General features: G+C 48.4%; 16 protein-coding genes. 9 read left to right on the top strand and 7 right to left on the bottom strand.

Annotation, left to right across the window (positions count from 1 at the left end; translation table 11 throughout):
- Window positions 1-7: 7 nt before the first annotated feature.
- The gene (ltaE, locus tag OCU49_RS23375; RefSeq protein WP_336605358.1) at window positions 8-1,084 is read right to left on the bottom strand and encodes a low-specificity L-threonine aldolase; all 1,077 of its coding nucleotides are present in this window, start codon (window positions 1,082-1,084) and stop codon (window positions 8-10) included.
- Window positions 1,085-1,098: 14 nt separating this feature from the next.
- Complete coding sequence (locus OCU49_RS23370) at window positions 1,099-1,794, bottom strand: hypothetical protein (RefSeq protein WP_261842918.1); 696 nt, start codon at window positions 1,792-1,794, stop codon at window positions 1,099-1,101.
- A 277-nt stretch (window positions 1,795-2,071) separates the two neighbouring features.
- Between OCU49_RS23370 and OCU49_RS23365 the strand changes: the two genes are divergently transcribed.
- Window positions 2,072-2,962: a LysR substrate-binding domain-containing protein gene (locus tag OCU49_RS23365; protein ID WP_261842917.1), complete on the top strand. Its 891-nt coding sequence runs from the start codon at window positions 2,072-2,074 to the stop codon at window positions 2,960-2,962.
- On the opposite strand, the gene OCU49_RS23360 is transcribed toward OCU49_RS23365, so the two are convergent.
- On the bottom strand, window positions 2,946-4,313 hold the full coding sequence (locus OCU49_RS23360; RefSeq protein ID WP_261842916.1) for an MmgE/PrpD family protein: 1,368 nt from the start codon (window positions 4,311-4,313) through the stop codon (window positions 2,946-2,948). The genes OCU49_RS23365 and OCU49_RS23360 overlap by 17 nt on opposite strands.
- 194 nt (window positions 4,314-4,507) lie before the next feature.
- Window positions 4,508-5,503, bottom strand: a complete 996-nt coding sequence (locus tag OCU49_RS23355) for a GlxA family transcriptional regulator (RefSeq protein ID WP_261842915.1) — start codon at window positions 5,501-5,503, stop codon at window positions 4,508-4,510.
- A gap of 305 nt (window positions 5,504-5,808) precedes the next feature.
- On the opposite strand from OCU49_RS23355, the gene OCU49_RS23350 reads away from it, so the two are divergent.
- The 3 genes from OCU49_RS23350 (at window position 5,809) to OCU49_RS23340 (ending at window position 8,709) form a co-directional block, all read left to right on the top strand.
- Window positions 5,809-6,636, top strand: coding sequence for a transporter substrate-binding domain-containing protein (locus OCU49_RS23350; RefSeq protein WP_261842914.1), 828 nt, complete (start codon window positions 5,809-5,811; stop codon window positions 6,634-6,636).
- A gap of 345 nt (window positions 6,637-6,981) precedes the next feature.
- A complete protein-coding gene (locus OCU49_RS23345) occupies window positions 6,982-7,944 on the top strand; it encodes an amino acid ABC transporter permease (RefSeq protein WP_261842913.1) in 963 nt (320 codons plus the stop codon).
- 3 nt (window positions 7,945-7,947) lie between these two features.
- Window positions 7,948-8,709: an amino acid ABC transporter ATP-binding protein gene (locus OCU49_RS23340; RefSeq protein ID WP_272885304.1), complete on the top strand. Its 762-nt coding sequence runs from the start codon at window positions 7,948-7,950 to the stop codon at window positions 8,707-8,709.
- A 107-nt stretch (window positions 8,710-8,816) separates the two neighbouring features.
- Here OCU49_RS23340 and OCU49_RS23335 read toward each other — a convergent pair whose 3' ends face one another.
- Window positions 8,817-9,731, bottom strand: a complete 915-nt coding sequence (locus OCU49_RS23335; RefSeq protein ID WP_261842912.1) for a LysR substrate-binding domain-containing protein — start codon at window positions 9,729-9,731, stop codon at window positions 8,817-8,819.
- Between the two features lie 463 nt (window positions 9,732-10,194).
- On the opposite strand from OCU49_RS23335, the gene OCU49_RS23330 reads away from it, so the two are divergent.
- From OCU49_RS23330 to OCU49_RS23310, 5 genes are all read left to right on the top strand, one after another.
- A complete protein-coding gene (locus OCU49_RS23330) occupies window positions 10,195-10,797 on the top strand; it encodes an ABC transporter permease (RefSeq protein WP_336605394.1) in 603 nt (200 codons plus the stop codon).
- Window positions 10,798-10,896: 99 nt separating this feature from the next.
- On the top strand, window positions 10,897-12,051 hold the full coding sequence (locus tag OCU49_RS23325) for an ABC transporter ATP-binding protein (RefSeq protein WP_261842910.1): 1,155 nt from the start codon (window positions 10,897-10,899) through the stop codon (window positions 12,049-12,051).
- A complete protein-coding gene (locus OCU49_RS23320) occupies window positions 12,038-12,772 on the top strand; it encodes an ABC transporter permease (RefSeq protein WP_261842909.1) in 735 nt (244 codons plus the stop codon). The genes OCU49_RS23325 and OCU49_RS23320 overlap by 14 nt, the downstream gene beginning before the upstream one ends.
- A gap of 86 nt (window positions 12,773-12,858) precedes the next feature.
- On the top strand, window positions 12,859-13,740 hold the full coding sequence (locus tag OCU49_RS23315; RefSeq protein ID WP_512699313.1) for a glycine betaine ABC transporter substrate-binding protein: 882 nt from the start codon (window positions 12,859-12,861) through the stop codon (window positions 13,738-13,740).
- Window positions 13,741-13,821: 81 nt separating this feature from the next.
- The gene (locus tag OCU49_RS23310) at window positions 13,822-14,652 is read left to right on the top strand and encodes a nitrilase-related carbon-nitrogen hydrolase (protein WP_261842907.1); all 831 of its coding nucleotides are present in this window, start codon (window positions 13,822-13,824) and stop codon (window positions 14,650-14,652) included.
- Window positions 14,653-14,659: 7 nt separating this feature from the next.
- Here the strand turns inward: OCU49_RS23310 and OCU49_RS23305 are convergent, their stop codons facing one another.
- On the bottom strand, window positions 14,660-15,451 hold the full coding sequence (locus tag OCU49_RS23305) for an HvfC/BufC N-terminal domain-containing protein (RefSeq protein WP_261842906.1): 792 nt from the start codon (window positions 15,449-15,451) through the stop codon (window positions 14,660-14,662).
- On the bottom strand, window positions 15,448-16,308 hold the full coding sequence (gene bufB / locus OCU49_RS23300) for an MNIO family bufferin maturase (protein WP_261842905.1): 861 nt from the start codon (window positions 16,306-16,308) through the stop codon (window positions 15,448-15,450). Before bufB ends, OCU49_RS23305 begins: the two co-directional genes overlap by 4 nt.
- Between the last annotated feature and the right edge of the window lie 240 nt (window positions 16,309-16,548).

Here is a 16,548-nt window from a genome sequence, read left to right as displayed (position 1 = left end):
TAATCAGTTATTGGTAATACTGGCGGAACAGGTCGAGGGTGCGTGCAATGGCAGCATCATCGATATCCATGTGTACCACCATCCGGCAGGATGGCGACTGGCCACCGATCAGTACGCCATTGTCTGCGAGGAATAAATGCAGGGCGGCGTGGTCTATCGGTTCAGGTGTAATGAACATTATGTTGGTTTCAATTGCACTCAGGTCCAGCGTCAGGCCTTCTATTTCTGCCAAGCCTTCTGCCAGGGTGCGGGCACGGCGATGATCGTCCGCCAAACGTTCAATATGATGCTCCAGTGCATACAGGCCAGCTGCGCCGATAATACCTGCCTGACGCATCCCGCCGCCGAGCAGTTTTCGCATTCTTTTAGCACGCTGGATAAAAGCTTTAGTGCCGCTGAGTACAGAACCGAGCGGTAACCCCATACCTTTAGACAGGCACAGCGATACGGAGTCGATATTTTGTACCAGACGGGCCGGTGACAGCTCCTGAGCAACCGCCGCATGCAGTAACCGGGCACCGTCCATATGCACCAGTAATCCCTGTTGATGCGCGTAATCGGTCAGAGCATCAATGTTGTCCTGATCCTGCAATACTCCACCAACTGTATTTTCTAAGCATAGTAAGCGGCTTACAGCACAGTGTGGATCGTCCGGTTTGATAGCAGCGGCCAGCTGCTCCACAGTTACACTGCCACGGGCATCGGTTTGCAGTGGTTGCATGGCGATGCCGCCGAGTACCGATGCGCCACAGGCTTCATCCCGGTAGATATGGTACTGATCACCGACAATGGCTTCTTCACCGCGCTGACAGTGGCTCAGTAAGCCGGCCAGGTTACTCATGGTGCCTGTTGGAAAGAACAGTGCAGCTTCTTTGCCCAGCAGTGTGGCAACCTGCTCTTCAAGCAGATTAAGGCTTGGATCTTCGCCGTAGACGTCGTCACCAACCTGGGCGTTTGCCATTGCTTCACGCATGCCTGAGGTCGGCTGGGTGACGGTATCACTGCGAAAATCAATCAGGTCTTTTTCGGCAATGCCTTGGCGACCGGCCATGCCGGTGTAGCTACCGCTGGGTTTAGTTGTCACGGGGCGTATTCCTTTTAGAATTTCTGACTGGCGACTTGTTCGTCAGTGAGCATAGCACCTTCGTAAGGCAGCGCCGCAACGATATGTACCCGTGGGTCTTCGCCGCCATTCAGAGCGGTGTGGTAACCACGGGTGTCTGTGAAATACACAGATCCGTCTGCTGGCAGGTGGGTGCAGTGATGGTTGACGATAAATAGAGATCCCGGGTTGCTGACAATCGGAATGTGTAGGCGAGGTTCCGGATCTCGGTGCCAGGAGTTGCAATTGTAGATGTCTTTTTTCAGTACTCGCATGCGGCCGATGGGGAACCGGGAGATCAGCTGCTTATGTACTTCTTCAAAATAGGTATTTTTGAACAGCGGATTGAATTCAGTGAACAGCGACTCATCGACCATTTCGTCACGGGCATATTCTTCATAGGTGTCGTCGGTGCGGGTCCAGAAGCGACCTACCAGGTCATAAGGCTCAGGCACTTCAACTCCGGGGCGACGGGTCAGCGCCAATGCGTGGAAGCCTGAACCCAGGTTTTCAACGTGCTTTTGCAGTTCGAAATAGCATTTACGCAGCTCATCAATATCAAACTTCAGATCCAGCCTTGCGATGCCGGGGCCGGGTTTGAATGAGGCGACAGATGTTGTATCAAAATCGCCGGCCAACCATTGTTGCATTTGTTCCGCATCACGCTGAATAGACTTTTCAGAGCTGGTCATGGTGAGAATTCCTCATTACTTGAGAGCAGTGACATGAAGGCCGGCTATATTTGCCCTATTTGGCCCTGTTGCACCTGAGTTTGTTATTTCAGGCTAGATTAATCTCAGGAGGGTGTTTTTGTGAAACGGATTTTTCGGATGAGTTGATCTATAAATTAGATTAATAATTATTTTAATTCACGTATTATTGGCATTGAGATCGATAATATCGACGAGATGAACGAAAATTTAGAGGCTAGGTGTTGATTTTTGATTGCTTCATTCCAGGACATGAACAATGAGACGTAAATTACCCAGTACCATGTCGCTGCAATGCTTTGAGCTGGCTGCGCGGCTGGAAAACTTTACTCAGGCGGCAAACACTCTGAACATGACTCAGAGTGCTCTGAGCAGACAAATTAAGCTGCTTGAAGAGCTTGTAGGACAGCCATTGTTTCTGCGCAGCCGCCAACGGGTAAAGCTAAGCCCTGCAGGGCAATCTTATCTGGCTGCAATCACACCAATGATTGATGATCTGGAAGCAGCCACGCTGAAAATGTTGTCGTTTCAGGATATCAGTGGCGGTATCAACGTTGGGACTTACCCAACATTCGGTGCGCGCTGGTTATTACCGTATCTGTTGGATTTTCAGAACGTCCAGTCGGATATAAATCTGAATACCATCACTTATCTGGATAACAGTCAGTTTGATCCGGCGGTAATCGATGTGGGAATTGTGCAGGGTGATCCACCCTGGCCTGGGATGCGGGTCGATTATCTGATGCCTGAATATTTGGCTCCAGTTGCTTCACCTAAGTTGTTGCCGGAACCTGTGAATGACCCGGCTCAGCTGATGTCACAGCGAATTCTGCATCATACGACCCGGCCAGAATCCTGGAAGATTTGGTTCAATGATTTAGGTGCTATTCTGCCGGAAGAGGGTAGTAGCCTGCGTTACTCACAGTACGAACTGATTATTGAGGCAATGGTAGCTGGCCACGGTATTGGTCTGATGCCGCAGGTATTAATTCAGCGTGAATTGAAAGAGGGCAAGCTGGTACCGGCACACAGTCACATTGCCTGCCCCCGTTCGGCATACTATCTTTTAACCCCGTTACATAAGGTGGGTATTTCGAAGATTGAGTCTTTCCGCAGCTGGTTTTTACAGCGAGTTAAGGAGCTCCATTAAGGCTGGCCTGACGAACCATGCTGAGCAGTGTTTTAGCGTCGCTGTCGGGCTGGTCGAGTTGTTCGATCAGCTGGTCTATATCGGCAGCGGTCTGCTGACCCCATACCGGTCTGGTTAGGGAATAGAACTTCTCTTTAGTTTGCTGTGTTGTCAGTGGGTTCTGTGGATCTCCACGGGCTATAAATGGTTCTGAATGATAACTTTCACCTTGTTTAAGCTGAATGCTAACCCGGGCTAAACGCTCTGCCGGAAAACGGGCACTTAGGTGCGGGTCTTCAATAATATCTATGCGGCCGAACATCTCCCTGACTGCCTGATCTTGCAAGCCAGCTTCAAGTATGTGCTTAGGTAATACTTGTGCATAACAGAGCGCAACGGCTACCGGAAAAGTAATAGCGTATTGTGCCTGGTCAGTACTGTGCGGAATTTTCTGAGCTAGCCGGGCAGCGTTATGAAAGGTATGGATTTGTACATTGAGAACGTCATCCGGATGAAATGTATGTTGTTGGCGCAGAGCAATAACCGCGTCGATAGCCGGGTGTGCCCAGCGGCATACCGGATAAGGCTTGATGTACTGCTCCAGTTGATACCAGCGTTCACCTAAGTCTTGCCAGTAACTCTGTACTGATTCTGCTAATACGGTAATGGCAGGTGCTCCGGTAAATTTAAGCTGTGCCATATAGGCGGCGGATACACCTGTCATTGCACCCCAGCCTGAGCCATCTTTGATCATTGTAGGGTGGTCAACGTCACGCATTAGCTGGCTGCGTGGCCCGTGATATTCGGCAATGCCTAATGCGTGTTCAAACTGCTCGCGGTTCAGTTGCAGTAAGTCTGCGCTTAGGGCCGCACAAGTCACTGCATTCCAGGCACCCGAGGAGTGATAGTCATCACAGCTGGCGTGTAAAACAATGCCACTTCGGGTGCCAATTTCATAACCGGCAACAAGGTATTTGAGTAAATCCCGGCCACTCACTGGTCGTCTGGTACTACTGATATAGCTGTTGATTGCCGCGAGAACAGCACAGCCAACATGGCCTTTTGTCAGGGCGTGACCGTCGTGTGCATCCATTGAATCAATAACCATACCGTCGAGTAACGCTGCACCGGTAGGGCTCAGCCGTCCGGCACCGCTCAGTGCCAGGGCTTGTGGGGCATTTTCACCGGCAGCGAATTGTTGTTCACAAAGCTGCCGCATGATGCTGGTTAATGGTGTCTGACTCCCGGCTGCCAGTGTTGCAAGCAAATCTGCCAGGCATACCTTGGCTTGCTGGATGACTGTATCAGGAATCTGTTCAAAGCTAAGTTGTTGCAGAAACTCATAGACTGGGTTTGTAGAAATAAGCGCCATGGAATATGCCCGGATAATGTTAAGTGGGAGAGAGCAGGAGTTGCCTGCTTAAAACTATTATTGGCGTGGTGGCACTGACAAAAATATAAGGATAAGGACAAATACAGTCCGAATAGGGACAGTGACAGAAATTAGGTTCAGAGGTGTTCTGAAAAATTGGTCACTTGTTGCATTTTTCGCATAGCCCAGATTGATTAAACGACGCCCGACCGGGAGTGGCTTAAGCGACGGCTGTCTCTTGGAGTGAGGGTAAATAACTCACGATAGCGTCGGGTGAAATATGCTGAAGTACCAAAGCCGCAGATTAAGGCTATGTTCGCTATGCTTATATCTGTTTCCAGTAACAGACTTCTGGCCCGCTGTAAGCGCAGCTGCAAATAAAAATCCATCACGCTACAGCTGAATTGCTGCTGGAATAAACGTTGTAACTGTCGCGCTGAAATATTCGCCAGGCGCACAATGTCTGATAAGTTCAGAGGTACTTCGAGATGTTCTTCCATAGCCGTAACCGCAAGAAGAACTTTTTTATTATGTATTTGATATCGTTGAATTAAAGTGTTCCGTTGTGCGCAGTCACCACGGCGGATCTGGCTGTGCATATATTGATCGGCGATACTGTTACTTAATGCTTCGCCTTGTTGTTCTGCAATAATTGCCAGGAACATATCCAGACCAGCAAGACCACCGGAGCAGGTCATTATCATAGGCGTTATTTCGAACAGACTACGGGTAAGTTGTAGTTGCGGGAACTCATCACGGAATGCATCCAGATATTCCCAGTGAACGGTGCAAGGGCGCTGGCCAATGAGGTCGGCGTAAGCGAGTAGAAAGCTAGCCGTTGATGTTGCTCCCAGTCGAATACGGCGCTGATAGCAACGGCGTAAGAGACTGCGTAGAGAAGGGGTATAATGCTGATGAATGTTGTCTCCAGCTACCAGAACCAGATCATCTAAACACTGTAACCATTCACCGTCAGAGTCTATATCGTCAGAGGGCGGTAACAAGAGGCCATTATTGGCGCTAACAGACTGGTTGTTAATACTAAATATTTGCCAGCGATAAAGTGGCTGCTGGCTAATTTTATTTGCCATACGCAAAGGTTCCAGTAATGCCGATAAAGACATCATTGAAAAACCTGGGAGCAGCAGAAATCCAACGGAGGTGATGCCTGTTGTTGTGTTTTCGGACATAAACACACCTTATAAAACGACGAACAAATAGGTTGCCATAATTACAAATACAAACGGAATTCGACAGCCGTTTTGGATGACAAAAAAAATTCAACAGTGGCGAAAAATATTCAGTTGTCTGCTTGTAATACATTCTCTAAAACTGTAGCCAGCATTAATGCGTTTATATCTGTATGCGAAGGCTTTCTATGCTGCTTAGCTAGAACTAAGGAAAGCCAGTGAGAGCGTTATATAACCCTTCTTCGCAGTTCGCCTGTAAACCTAAATTAGAGATGCTAAATACAGTTTCTAACCAGGAGTTAATAATGAAAATAATTACTAAAATTCTTGCGACAACTCTCATGAGTGCTTTGCCGTTTGCCTCGGTTATGGCCGGTGAAGCTCTAGATCGGGTAATGGATAAAAAATTGCTTAAGGTAGCCACCGATGCTAACTGGGCCCCTCAGTCGTTTCTGAATGACAACAATGAAATGGACGGCTTCGATGTTAATGTTGCGCAGGAAGTAGCCAAACGCCTGGGTGTACAGATTGAATTTGTAACTCCAGCCTGGGACATTATTACTGCTGGTCGCTGGAGCGGTCGTTGGGATCTGTCTATTGGTTCTATGACGCCGACGACAGAACGTGCCAAAGTGCTGACGTTCCCTGCCGTGTATTACTACACTCCCGCTTCTTTCGTGGTGCATAAAGATTCTGACGCTCAGCAGGTATCTGATCTGAATGGTAAGAAAGTGGGTGTGACAACTGCCAGCGTACATGAGCGTTATTTGCAGAAAGATCTGACAATCGACGCTGAAGGTGTACCGAATTTTGAGTATGAAGTTGATACTGATTTCATTAAGTCTTATCAGTCTTCTAATGTTGTCCTGGATGATCTGCGTCTGGGTAACGGTTCCCGTCTGGATGGTGCTTTAACCAGCGTACCGACTATTAATGAAGCGATGAAGAATAATTATCCAATCAAACCTTTAGGTGAGCCGGTATTCTTTGAACCACTGGCATTGGCTATCGATAAAGGTGATCAGGAATTTAACGATAAACTGGCCGCTATCGTATCTGAAATGCGCGCCGACGGTACTTTGTCTGAGCTGTCCCAGAAATGGTATAGCTACGATTACACCAGCACTAAGTAAGCTGCTCCCTGAGGCCGTTGTAAAACGGCCTTATCTTTTGCGTACCACAGTATTTCTCTTGTCATAGCCGAACTGGGCTAAGCTGAAATCTGCAACACGTATTCGTATACTTTCGGGCTCTTTGAGCGTCGGCGTCCGCCAGTTAAGTCTGGTCTGCGAAGACACTTGTGTCCCTTTGAGAAGTGGTGATCTTTACACGAAAGCTGAATTTGGCCCGGCCGCGTAAAATGAGACCAAAAATGTCAGTTGATTTCTAACTGTAGTTCTTGCTCATTCTTTCGTTGTCCGGCCTTTGCCAGTGCTTTCATGTAAAGATCTCAAGTGATCTGTTTAGCGGTGTAAATTATGTATCAGGATACCGTACAAGAGGCCAGACTACTGAGCAAAACGCCATTCGTGGTGGCCTTGTATGCATGTTTTTTTGTTTTACTTTTTCTTTTTGATCTATCCGGTTCGGGGTTTGCCGAACTGTTGGCTCCGGCGATTGGCAGTGACAGCGAAGGCGGCGTATATGCGCGCTTTGTGACCAGCATTACGCTATCTGCAATTATCACACTCGGTATTTGGCTGATTGGGAAACTTAAGTTTAATGCACAGCGTGTTACCGTCTGGCTGATCATGGCTGGCTTGTTCATGCTGTTCTTTACCAGCTTTGATCTGAGCTTTGATTTTATCCAGAGTAAGATCTGGTTCATGGTGTCACAGGGTATTTTGACGACCCTGTATATCTCGGTCATTTCTATCTCTATTGCTTCAGTGCTGGCGATTATAGGAGCGGTGGCGAAACTGTCGTCGAATGGTTTTGCCAATGGTCTGGCGAGTTTCTATACCTCGTTCTTCCGTGGCCTGCCGTTGCTGATGCAGGTGTATTTGATTTATTTAGGTTTACCGCAGCTTGGCTTCGTGATTGATGCAGTGCCGGCAGGTATTCTGGCTTTGTCGCTGTGTTACGGTGCTTACATGACGGAAATTTTCCGTGCCGGTATTGAGAGTATCCCGAAAGGTCAGTGGGAAGCCGCCCGTTCAATTGGTTTTAAGTTTGGTCTGACGATGCGCCGGATTATTCTGCCGCAGGCGATTCCGCTGATTATTCCGCCGACAGGCAACCAGTTTATTGCCATGCTGAAAGATTCATCTCTGGTTTCAGTCATTGGTGTTTGGGAGCTGATGTTCCTGGCCCGTACTTTAGGCCAGAAAGACTTTAAACATATGGAAATGCTGATTACTGCTGCGATGCTGTATTGGATATTGTCGATGGTGCTGGAATTTGCCCAGTCCCACATTGAACGCCGTTATCGTAAGGGGTAAGCCATGACTTCAATTCAAAATCCTGACGTGGCTGTTAAGCCTATCGTTGAACTGAAAGATGTTAATAAATGGTACGACGATTTTCATTGTCTGAAAGATATTAATCTGGAAGTAACGCCCGGTGAGCGGATTGTTATCTGCGGACCTTCTGGCTCAGGCAAGTCGACGATGATTCGCTGTATTAACCGTTTAGAAGCGCATCAGTCCGGCGAGATAGTTGTTGATAATGTTGTGCTTCACGAGCACATGCAAAATATCGATAAAGTCCGCTCTGAAGTGGGTATGGTGTTCCAGAGTTTTAATCTGTTCCCACATATGACGATAGCTGAAAACTGTATGGCCGGGCCTATGTGGGTGCAGGGTGTACCTAAGGAAGAAGCTCGTCGTCTGGCGATGAAGTATCTGGAACAGGTACGTATTCCTGAGCAGGCAGATAAATACCCAGGACAGTTATCCGGTGGTCAGCAACAGCGGGTGGCGATTGCCCGTAGCTTGTGTATGAAGCCCAAGCTGATGTTATTTGATGAGCCGACTTCGGCACTGGATCCGGAAATGGTTTCTGGCGTGTTGGATACTATGATTGATCTGGCGAAAGAAGGCATGACGATGCTGTGTGTTACCCACGAAATGGGTTTTGCCCGTGAAGTGGCTGACCGGGTAATTTTTATGGCGGATGGCGAAATTGTTGAGCAAAATACGCCGAAAGAGTTCTTTGATAATCCAAGAGAAGAACGCACCCAGCAGTTTCTTAGTCAGATTCTGTAAAATCTTTGTTTAGCGATCGCTGTTTTCGCATAAGGCCAGGCAACTTTCCTGGCCTTATTTTCCCTGCAGTTCGTTGTTATGTACTTACACCTGATAGCTACTAAGTCTCAGTTTTGGTTTGGATGAACACTGCTATGATGCGTTTCTGTGAGTAACCAGTCTTTAAAGTTTTCTGTTTTACTTATGCGCTGGCTTTGCTTTGGTGAAACCAGATAATAACCATTGTCAGTAGCTTTCCGCATTGGATAAGCGATAACTAAGCGCCCGCTGTTTATGTACTCAGCGGCGTAGGACGCTCGTCCGATACCTAGTCCCAGACCGTTGACTACTGCCTGCAATACCAGTTGCCGGCTATCGAGATCAATTCGGTGTTTAATCTTTGGCGGATTAAAGCCTGCTTCCTGAATCCAGTTGCGCCATTCGTTTTCATTCAGGCTGTAATGAATCAGCGTAAAGCTATCCGCCAGCTCATTTAAGCGTTCTACAGGCGGTAATCTATCTAACTGGTCTGGACGGCACACGATAAATAACTCTTCATGCATTAAAAAGTCAGACTTAAGACCGGCCCACTGACCATTGCCGCAACGAATGCCTAAATCAATGTTGGAGACGGCGAGATCGAGTGGCTCATCGGAATTGATCAATTTAATGTCTATTTCTGGATAACGAGCCTGGAACCTTGGCAGCATTGGTAATAGCCAGCAGGCGGATAAAGTATGAGATAAGTTAATGCGTAAGGTATATGGATCGTCATGACGGGCCAGGCGATTGCCAGCCCGCTCGAGCTGCTCAAAAATATCCACGACGGTTTTTAAATATTCATTACCGGCGGCTGTCAGAGCAGATTTTCCGCCGTGGCGATCGAAGAGTTTAACCTGGAGGAATGCTTCCAAAGTTCGTATCTGGTGGCTGACCGCGGACGGTGTTTGGCAGGCCTCTTTGGCCGCAGCCCGAAAGCTTTCATGGCGAGCTGCTGTTTCAAAGGCTCGCAGAGCGGCAAATGGAGGTAAGTCACGACGCATATTCAGCTGATACCGGAAAGCAGTGGAGTTGCTGCAATCCTAGCAGCCGGAAAGGGCTGCTGACCAGTAGAGAGCAGGGCCTTTGCACCGGATATAGAGCTACTTTTTTAATTGAAACTCGCCGTAACAAGTCGCAGTAAGGCAAATATTCGATAAATTTATCGTTTTTTTGCAATAACTCATGTAAAAACACATCCCCACTAAAAGTAGGGGAAAAGCACTGAGTGCTAATAGCCTGCTTATTTTAAATTTCGATTGGTTAAACGTATTTTTAACTAGCTGTCAGCGTTTATTGTCGGGATTTATATAGAATTTGTCGCAATATTATTCCATTGGTCGGTTTTTAATCATTATCGTGGTTTTTCTCTGCCAGGTAACTGCAAAGCTACCCCCAAATAAGAATAAATACAGAGGTGTGAATTTGGAAACACTGGCATTTATTGCCGAGAGTTGGTCGCTGATCATGAGCCTGACTCTTGAGCACATATCCCTGGTTGGCGTGGCTGTCGGGCTGGCAATTCTGACTGGCGTGCCTATTGGTATTGCGATCACTCAGAACGAGTCGGTTGCGGCGGTGGTGCTGTATGCCGCATCTGTCATTATCACGATACCGTCTATTGCCCTGTTTGGCCTGATGATTCCTGTGCTGTCGCTGTTTGGTCAGGGCATTGGTTATCTGCCGGCGGTGATAGCTGTTCTGCTGTATTCCCAACTGCCGATTATTCGCAATACCTATGCGGCGATTAACAATGTTGATCCGGCGCTGCGAGAGGCCGCACGTGGTTTGGGGATGACGCCGATACAACGTTTGAAACTGGTCGAAGTACCCCTGGCTATACCGGTCATTATGGCGGGTATCCGTACCGCCGTAGTGATGAATATTGGTGTTATGGCAATCGCTGCGTATATCGGTGCAGGTGGTTTGGGCACGCTTATCAGCCGTGGCATCACACAGACTGATCCACGACAACTGATAGCCGGTGCATTGGCGGTAAGCTTGTTAGCCATCATTGCTGATTACGCACTGCTTTACTGCCAGCGACGATTAACGCCAAAGGGCGTATAGCGCTGGTCCAGCCTGTAGTGATTACAGAGTGAAAAGCAATAAAACTAAGAATAATAAAACTAAGAATAATAAAGCTAAGAACTTTTAAGAGAGTGTCCCGTGATTCAATTAGAAAACCTGACCAAATTATTCGAGACACCGGAAGGCGTTGTTACCGCTGCAGACAACATTAACATGACAGTGCCGAAAGGCGAGATTTGTGTGTTACTTGGGCCATCAGGTTGCGGTAAAACCACCACGCTGAAAATGCTTAACCGGATTATTCCGCCAACGTCTGGCCGGGTTCTGATTAACGGTGAAGACACCAGTACGCTGGATACCATCAGCTTACGCCGCAACATTGGTTATGTAATTCAGCAGATTGGTTTATTCCCGAATATGACCATCGCCGAAAACATTTCTGTCGTGCCTAAACTATTGGGCTGGGATAAAAAACGTTATCAGGCCCGGGCTGAAGAGCTGCTGGCAATGGTGGCGCTGGAGCCTAAGACTTTCATGCAGCGTTATCCCCGGGAGCTTTCCGGTGGTCAGCAACAGCGTGTTGGGGTGATTCGTGCACTGGCGGCAGATCCACCGGTAATGCTGATGGATGAGCCTTTCGGTGCGATTGATCCGATTAACCGTGAGGTTATTCAGGATGAATTTCTAAAGATGCAGGAAGAGCTGCAGAAAACCATTTTGTTTGTTAGCCATGATATTGATGAAGCGGTCAAAATGGCGGATAAGATCGCCATCTTTGATGCCGGTAAACTGATTCAGTTTGATTCACCGGATGCCTTGCTGGCGCATCCCTGCAACAAGTTTGTTGAAAATTTTGTGGGGACAGACCGTACACTGAAGCGCTTACGTCTGGCGAAAGTAGCGGATGTTATGACGCCGGCACCAACCCCAGTTTATCCTGATGATGACCTGCAGAAAGCGCTTGAAATCATGCAGAACAATGATTATGTCGCAGTAACAATGGTGGATGCCAAGGGCCGGCCAATTGGCAGTATTAACCGTGATTTAGCCACCTCAAAGCGTGGTCGTTGTGGTGATCACTTCTATGGCTTACGGGCCATTGCCAAGGTGGATGATGATCTGCGCAGTGTAGCTTCTGCAATGTTTAGCAAAGACACAACCTGGATGCCTTGCGTGGATGATGAGGGGATCTTCCGGGGTGAGATTTCCCAGCGGGGTGTGACTCATTATCTGGGGGCGACGTACCGCAGCCGTGAAGCTCTGAATACGGGTGTTCAGCATGGTGAAGTCTAAAAGAGTTCTGTTTTGGCTGGTGGCCATGCTGGGGATGTTTTCTCTGGGTGTGGTCAGCCAGAGCAGCGGACTGATAGATGACTTCTTCTATTACTGGGAAGACATAGCCTATCTCAGTGTTCAGCATATGCAGTTGTCTGCGATGTCCGGCAGCGCGGCAATTTTACTCGCTGTCCCTCTGGGTATATGGCTTAGCCGGCCAGCCTGTCAGCGCATTGCTGAGCCTGTAATGCAGGTGCTGAATATTGGTACCACTGTGCCGACTCTGGCGATTCTGGCGCTTTCCATGAGTGTTTTGGGCATTGGTTCAACCCCTGCGGTGTTCGCACTTTGCATTGCTACTTTACTGCCAATTGTACGGAATACTTATGTGGGCTTGTTAGCCGTGCCTGAGCATCTAAAAGAAGCCGCAAATGGTATGGGGATGACGCCTGGCCAGATTTTACTGCGAGTTGAAATTCCGAATGCACTTTATGTGATTTTTGCAGGTATCCGTACCGCATTGACGATAAATGTGGGCACTGTGCCGCTGGCATTTCTGATAGGTGGCGGCGGCCTTGGTGAGCTGATTTTCACTGGCATAGATCTGGATGAAATGCCGATGCTGTTAGCTGGTGCAATCCCAACATCGCTGCTGGCGGTGATGGTCGATATCAGCGTGGGTGTACTGGCATTTTTCATCGTCCCTAAAGGGGTTAATCCGCTGCGCATGAATACATAAGTTTATCGGCTGATAACGGTCGGAAACTTAAACACAAAGCTAAAAACAACGATAAACACGACAAGATAAAGGACCAGGCAATGAAAATAACAAAGCTCCTGAAAACTCTGGCTGCAGGCATGTTTCTGACCGGCGCAGTGCAGGCAAATGCTGAAGCACTGGTAGTAGGCGGCAAGAACTTTACAGAACAGCAATTACTGACGTCTATCACCAGTCAGTACTTAGCGGCGAAGGACATTGATGTTGATACCCGGGCGGGTATGGGCACGGCCGTGCTGCGTAAAGCACAGGTGAATGGTCAGATCGACCTGTACTGGGAATATACCGGTACTGCGCTGATCAACTTTAACAAGATTAAAGAGCCGATGAGCATGGAAGACGGCTATAACAAAGTTAAAGAGCTGGATGCTGAACGTGGTCTGGTCTGGTTGACGCCTTCAAAAGTAAACAACACTTATGCGTTGGCAATGCGTCGGACTGAAGCGGCCGAAAAAGGCATTTCAAGCCTGAGTGAACTGAGTAAAGCAGTTAATAATGGTGATGAGCTGCTGTTTGCCTGTAATGCTGAATTTGCTGCCCGTGCTGACGGTTTGAAGCCTTTGCAGAAAGCTTATGGCTTTAAGTTTGACCGTTCACAAGTGAAGCGTATGGATACTGGTCTGACGTACTTGGCACTGAAAGAAGGTCAGGTAAATATCTCTCTGGTATTTGCAACTGACGGTCGTATTCCGGCATTCGATTTTGTCGTACTGAAAGACGATAAGAACTACTTCCCGGTATACGCTTTGACGCCAGTTATTCGTGCTGAAGCGCTGGCCGCTAATCCGGCTCTTGAAGGCATGATGAATGATTTGTCTTCACGTCTGAACGATACCAATATGGCTGAGCTGAATGCCAAGGTTGATGTCAGCAAAGAAACCATCGAAAACGTAGCTAAAGGCTTCCTGATGGAACAGGGTCTGATTTAAGCTTAACTTAATATCAGCCTGACGCCCGGCTTAGCCGGGCGTTTTAGTTTACGGCTATAAGTAAGTGTAGAGGTGTTAAGTATGAGTTTACGGGTAGGTGTTGCGCAGGTGGCGATCACACTGGGAGATCTCGCTGCAAATCTGTGTAAGCATGAGGAGTATATTGCCGCTGCCCGGGGACAGGGCGTTGAGGTGCTAGTGTTTCCGGAGCTGTCACTGACCGGCTACCAGCTGGAGCGAACAGTACCGGACCTGGCTATGGCTGTGAGTGATCCCCGTTTACTGGCACTGGCCGAGCAGTGTCAGGGTATTCAGGTGGTGTGCGGCTTCGTTGAAGAGGTCAGCCCGGGGGAATATTACAATGCAGCAGCCTGGTTACAGGACGGTGCAGTAACGGCAGTCCATAGGAAGTTAAATCTGCCCACTTATGGCAGCCTGGAAGAAGGTAAGTTATATACGCCGGGTAAACAGCTAAGAACTCAGGCCGTCAAAGAAAATTGGTCGGCATTGTCGCTGATCTGTGCTGATATGTGGAATCCGGGATTGGTGTTTGCCGGGATGCTACAAAAGCCGGACGTGCTGATTACGCCGATAAACTCTGCTGAAGGTGTGGTCAGTGATGAGTTTTCAAATCCACAAAACTGGCAAACTAATCTGAGCTATATGGCAATGACCTACGGTACGCCGGTGGTTATGGCGAATCGCTGTGATACTGAGTTGGATGCCTCCTTCTGGGGAGGGAGCCAGATTTTAGGCGCAAGAGGTGAAGTGCTGGCCCAGGCCAGTGGTGAAGAAGTGTTACTGGTGGCTGATATTGAACGGGTATCTATATCCGCAGCGCGGTTCGATTTACCGACACTGCGGGATGCTAATCCACAATTAATCAGCCAGTTAATTGCAGATATAAAGTAGTCTGCTGTTAATCGACAGCGTTAAGTCCGGCTTTTAGTTTGGTAATCCAACCTTTGTCGAGCCAGGTAAACAGCGTGGTCAGGAGTTTTTCGGTTGGGTCCGAGTGACTGATCTCAATGAGAAATTCCGCCGCCTGTTCGAGGGTGTAACCTTTGCTGAAGGTTTCATACATGGCCTGTTCAAAGCCGTCCAGACTGGCAAACTCAGTCAGCCGGTCACGATTACGCCACAGAATCCAATATTCATTACGGGCAAGTGCGTCCGGTGGGCTGCGGTCGGCCTTAAGATGCTGCCAGATATCGACAACATTATATCCGGTGATAAACGCGCGTACGCTGGGGTGAAATTCAATTGTCAGTTCTGCCCATTGCTCAGGCGCAATACGGGTCAGATCTTCACGGCTGCACATATTGGCATCCATGGCATCAAAGGCGATCAGTAGATCCCGTTCGAAACGGGCCAGTTCAGCAATTTGTGGATGCTGACTGAAAGCTTTGTTTTCGGTAAGAAATGTAGGTAAACGGTCGCCAAAATCCCGTAAAGAACGGAAAGTCGACGGATATTCTGCAATGTAGTCCCGTACCATGGCGTTAAACATGTCGTCACCCAGGTACTTACCCAGGATCTCATGATCGGTATTCAGCGTTTCCCAGAAGCTGACCTGATAGGCGTTGCGATAAATATGCAGCTGAATGTCTACGCTGACTTTACCGCGGTCCTGGATATGTTCCTGAATGTCAGACGGCTTGCCCATAATGTAGTCGAGCAGCTGTTGCTGGCGCTGATGCAGCTCGCTCATACAGCCTCCTGATAGCGGGGCTTCAGCTGTTCGGGATTAAGGGTTTCATTGGCTATCCTACGGGCAATTTGCAGTTCACCACGTAAGTCTTCGAAGGGTGGGATGTTACCATCGCGCTCGATCATCGTACTGACCGGGCCAAAGTGCAGCAGGGCTTCCTTATACAATTCCCAGACCGGATCAGGTACGTCATGGTCGTGGGTGTCGATGATGTAATCGCCGTAGTCTGTATGTCCGGCGAGGTGGAACTGCTTCACCCGGTCAACCGGTGTTTTCTTTATGTATTCCAACGGATCGAAGCCGTGGTTACGGGCGCTGACATAAATGTTGTTTACGTCAAACAGGATATGGCAATCGGCACGCTGGGTCAGCTCACTGAGAAACTCCCATTCAGGAATAGCTGACTCGTCAAAGCTGATATAGCTGGATGGGTTTTCCAGCAGAATTTGCCGGCCCATATAGTCCTGAGCCTGTTTGATGCGCTCTACCATCAGATCAAGGGCTTCTTCTGTGTAAGGTACGGGCAGCAGGTCATGGGTGTTGATACCGTTGATGCCAGTCCAGCAGAGATGATCTGACAGCCATTCTGGCTGTAACTCATCGTGTAATTGCTTGAGGCGTTTCATGTAATCCATATCCAGTGGGTCAGTTGAGCCCAGAGACATAGATACACCATGCATCACCATAGGGTAATGTTCGCGAATTGCGTGCAGGTAGTATTTTGGCTTGCCGCCATCAACCATGAAGTTTTCCGAGATAATCTCAAACCAGTCTATGTTTTTAGGCTTGGTTTCCAGTACGTCATGGAAGTGGTCAGTTCGCAGACCTAAGCCAAAGCCGAGAAAGTCATTAGACATGAGAGGGTCCTTCAAATAGCAGCGATTCACAGATTATTGCACAAATAACAGTGGGGTATACTGATGTTGCGCAATCTTCGTTATCAGGTGCCGGAGCGGCAGAAGATGCCGAATGGCAGGGCCTGATACGAAATACGCGGATTACTGAAGCCAGAACATCAGTGGGCTTTCGCCCTGCGAGGTGAACCTGATAAAGACTTCAATAATCCGCATAACCAAAACCCCCGAAGGGGTTAGATG

The sequence above is a fragment of the Aliamphritea ceti genome, assembly GCF_024347215.1.
Taxonomy (GTDB): domain Bacteria; phylum Pseudomonadota; class Gammaproteobacteria; order Pseudomonadales; family Balneatricaceae; genus Amphritea; species Amphritea ceti.
The sequence above is the reverse complement of the archived record's forward strand: the minus strand, read 5'-3'. Positions and strand labels throughout refer to the sequence as shown.

What these genes read in the sequence shown, in the direction of transcription:
- OCU49_RS23370 (WP_261842918.1), bottom strand. Translation starts at nt 1,794, where the DNA reads ATGACCAGCTCTGAAAAGTCTATTCAGCGTGATGCGGAACAAATGCAA.
- OCU49_RS23365 (WP_261842917.1), top strand. Translation starts at nt 2,072, where the DNA reads ATGAGACGTAAATTACCCAGTACCATGTCGCTGCAATGCTTTGAGCTG.
- OCU49_RS23360 (WP_261842916.1), bottom strand. Translation starts at nt 4,313, where the DNA reads ATGGCGCTTATTTCTACAAACCCAGTCTATGAGTTTCTGCAACAACTT.
- OCU49_RS23355 (WP_261842915.1), bottom strand. Translation starts at nt 5,503, where the DNA reads ATGTCCGAAAACACAACAACAGGCATCACCTCCGTTGGATTTCTGCTG.
- OCU49_RS23350 (WP_261842914.1), top strand. Translation starts at nt 5,809, where the DNA reads ATGAAAATAATTACTAAAATTCTTGCGACAACTCTCATGAGTGCTTTG.
- OCU49_RS23345 (WP_261842913.1), top strand. Translation starts at nt 6,982, where the DNA reads ATGTATCAGGATACCGTACAAGAGGCCAGACTACTGAGCAAAACGCCA.
- OCU49_RS23340 (WP_272885304.1), top strand. Translation starts at nt 7,948, where the DNA reads ATGACTTCAATTCAAAATCCTGACGTGGCTGTTAAGCCTATCGTTGAA.
- OCU49_RS23335 (WP_261842912.1), bottom strand. Translation starts at nt 9,731, where the DNA reads ATGCGTCGTGACTTACCTCCATTTGCCGCTCTGCGAGCCTTTGAAACA.
- OCU49_RS23330 (WP_336605394.1), top strand. Translation starts at nt 10,195, where the DNA reads ATGAGCCTGACTCTTGAGCACATATCCCTGGTTGGCGTGGCTGTCGGG.
- OCU49_RS23320 (WP_261842909.1), top strand. Translation starts at nt 12,038, where the DNA reads ATGGTGAAGTCTAAAAGAGTTCTGTTTTGGCTGGTGGCCATGCTGGGG.
- OCU49_RS23310 (WP_261842907.1), top strand. Translation starts at nt 13,822, where the DNA reads ATGAGTTTACGGGTAGGTGTTGCGCAGGTGGCGATCACACTGGGAGAT.
- OCU49_RS23305 (WP_261842906.1), bottom strand. Translation starts at nt 15,451, where the DNA reads ATGAGCGAGCTGCATCAGCGCCAGCAACAGCTGCTCGACTACATTATG.
- bufB (WP_261842905.1), bottom strand. Translation starts at nt 16,308, where the DNA reads ATGTCTAATGACTTTCTCGGCTTTGGCTTAGGTCTGCGAACTGACCAC.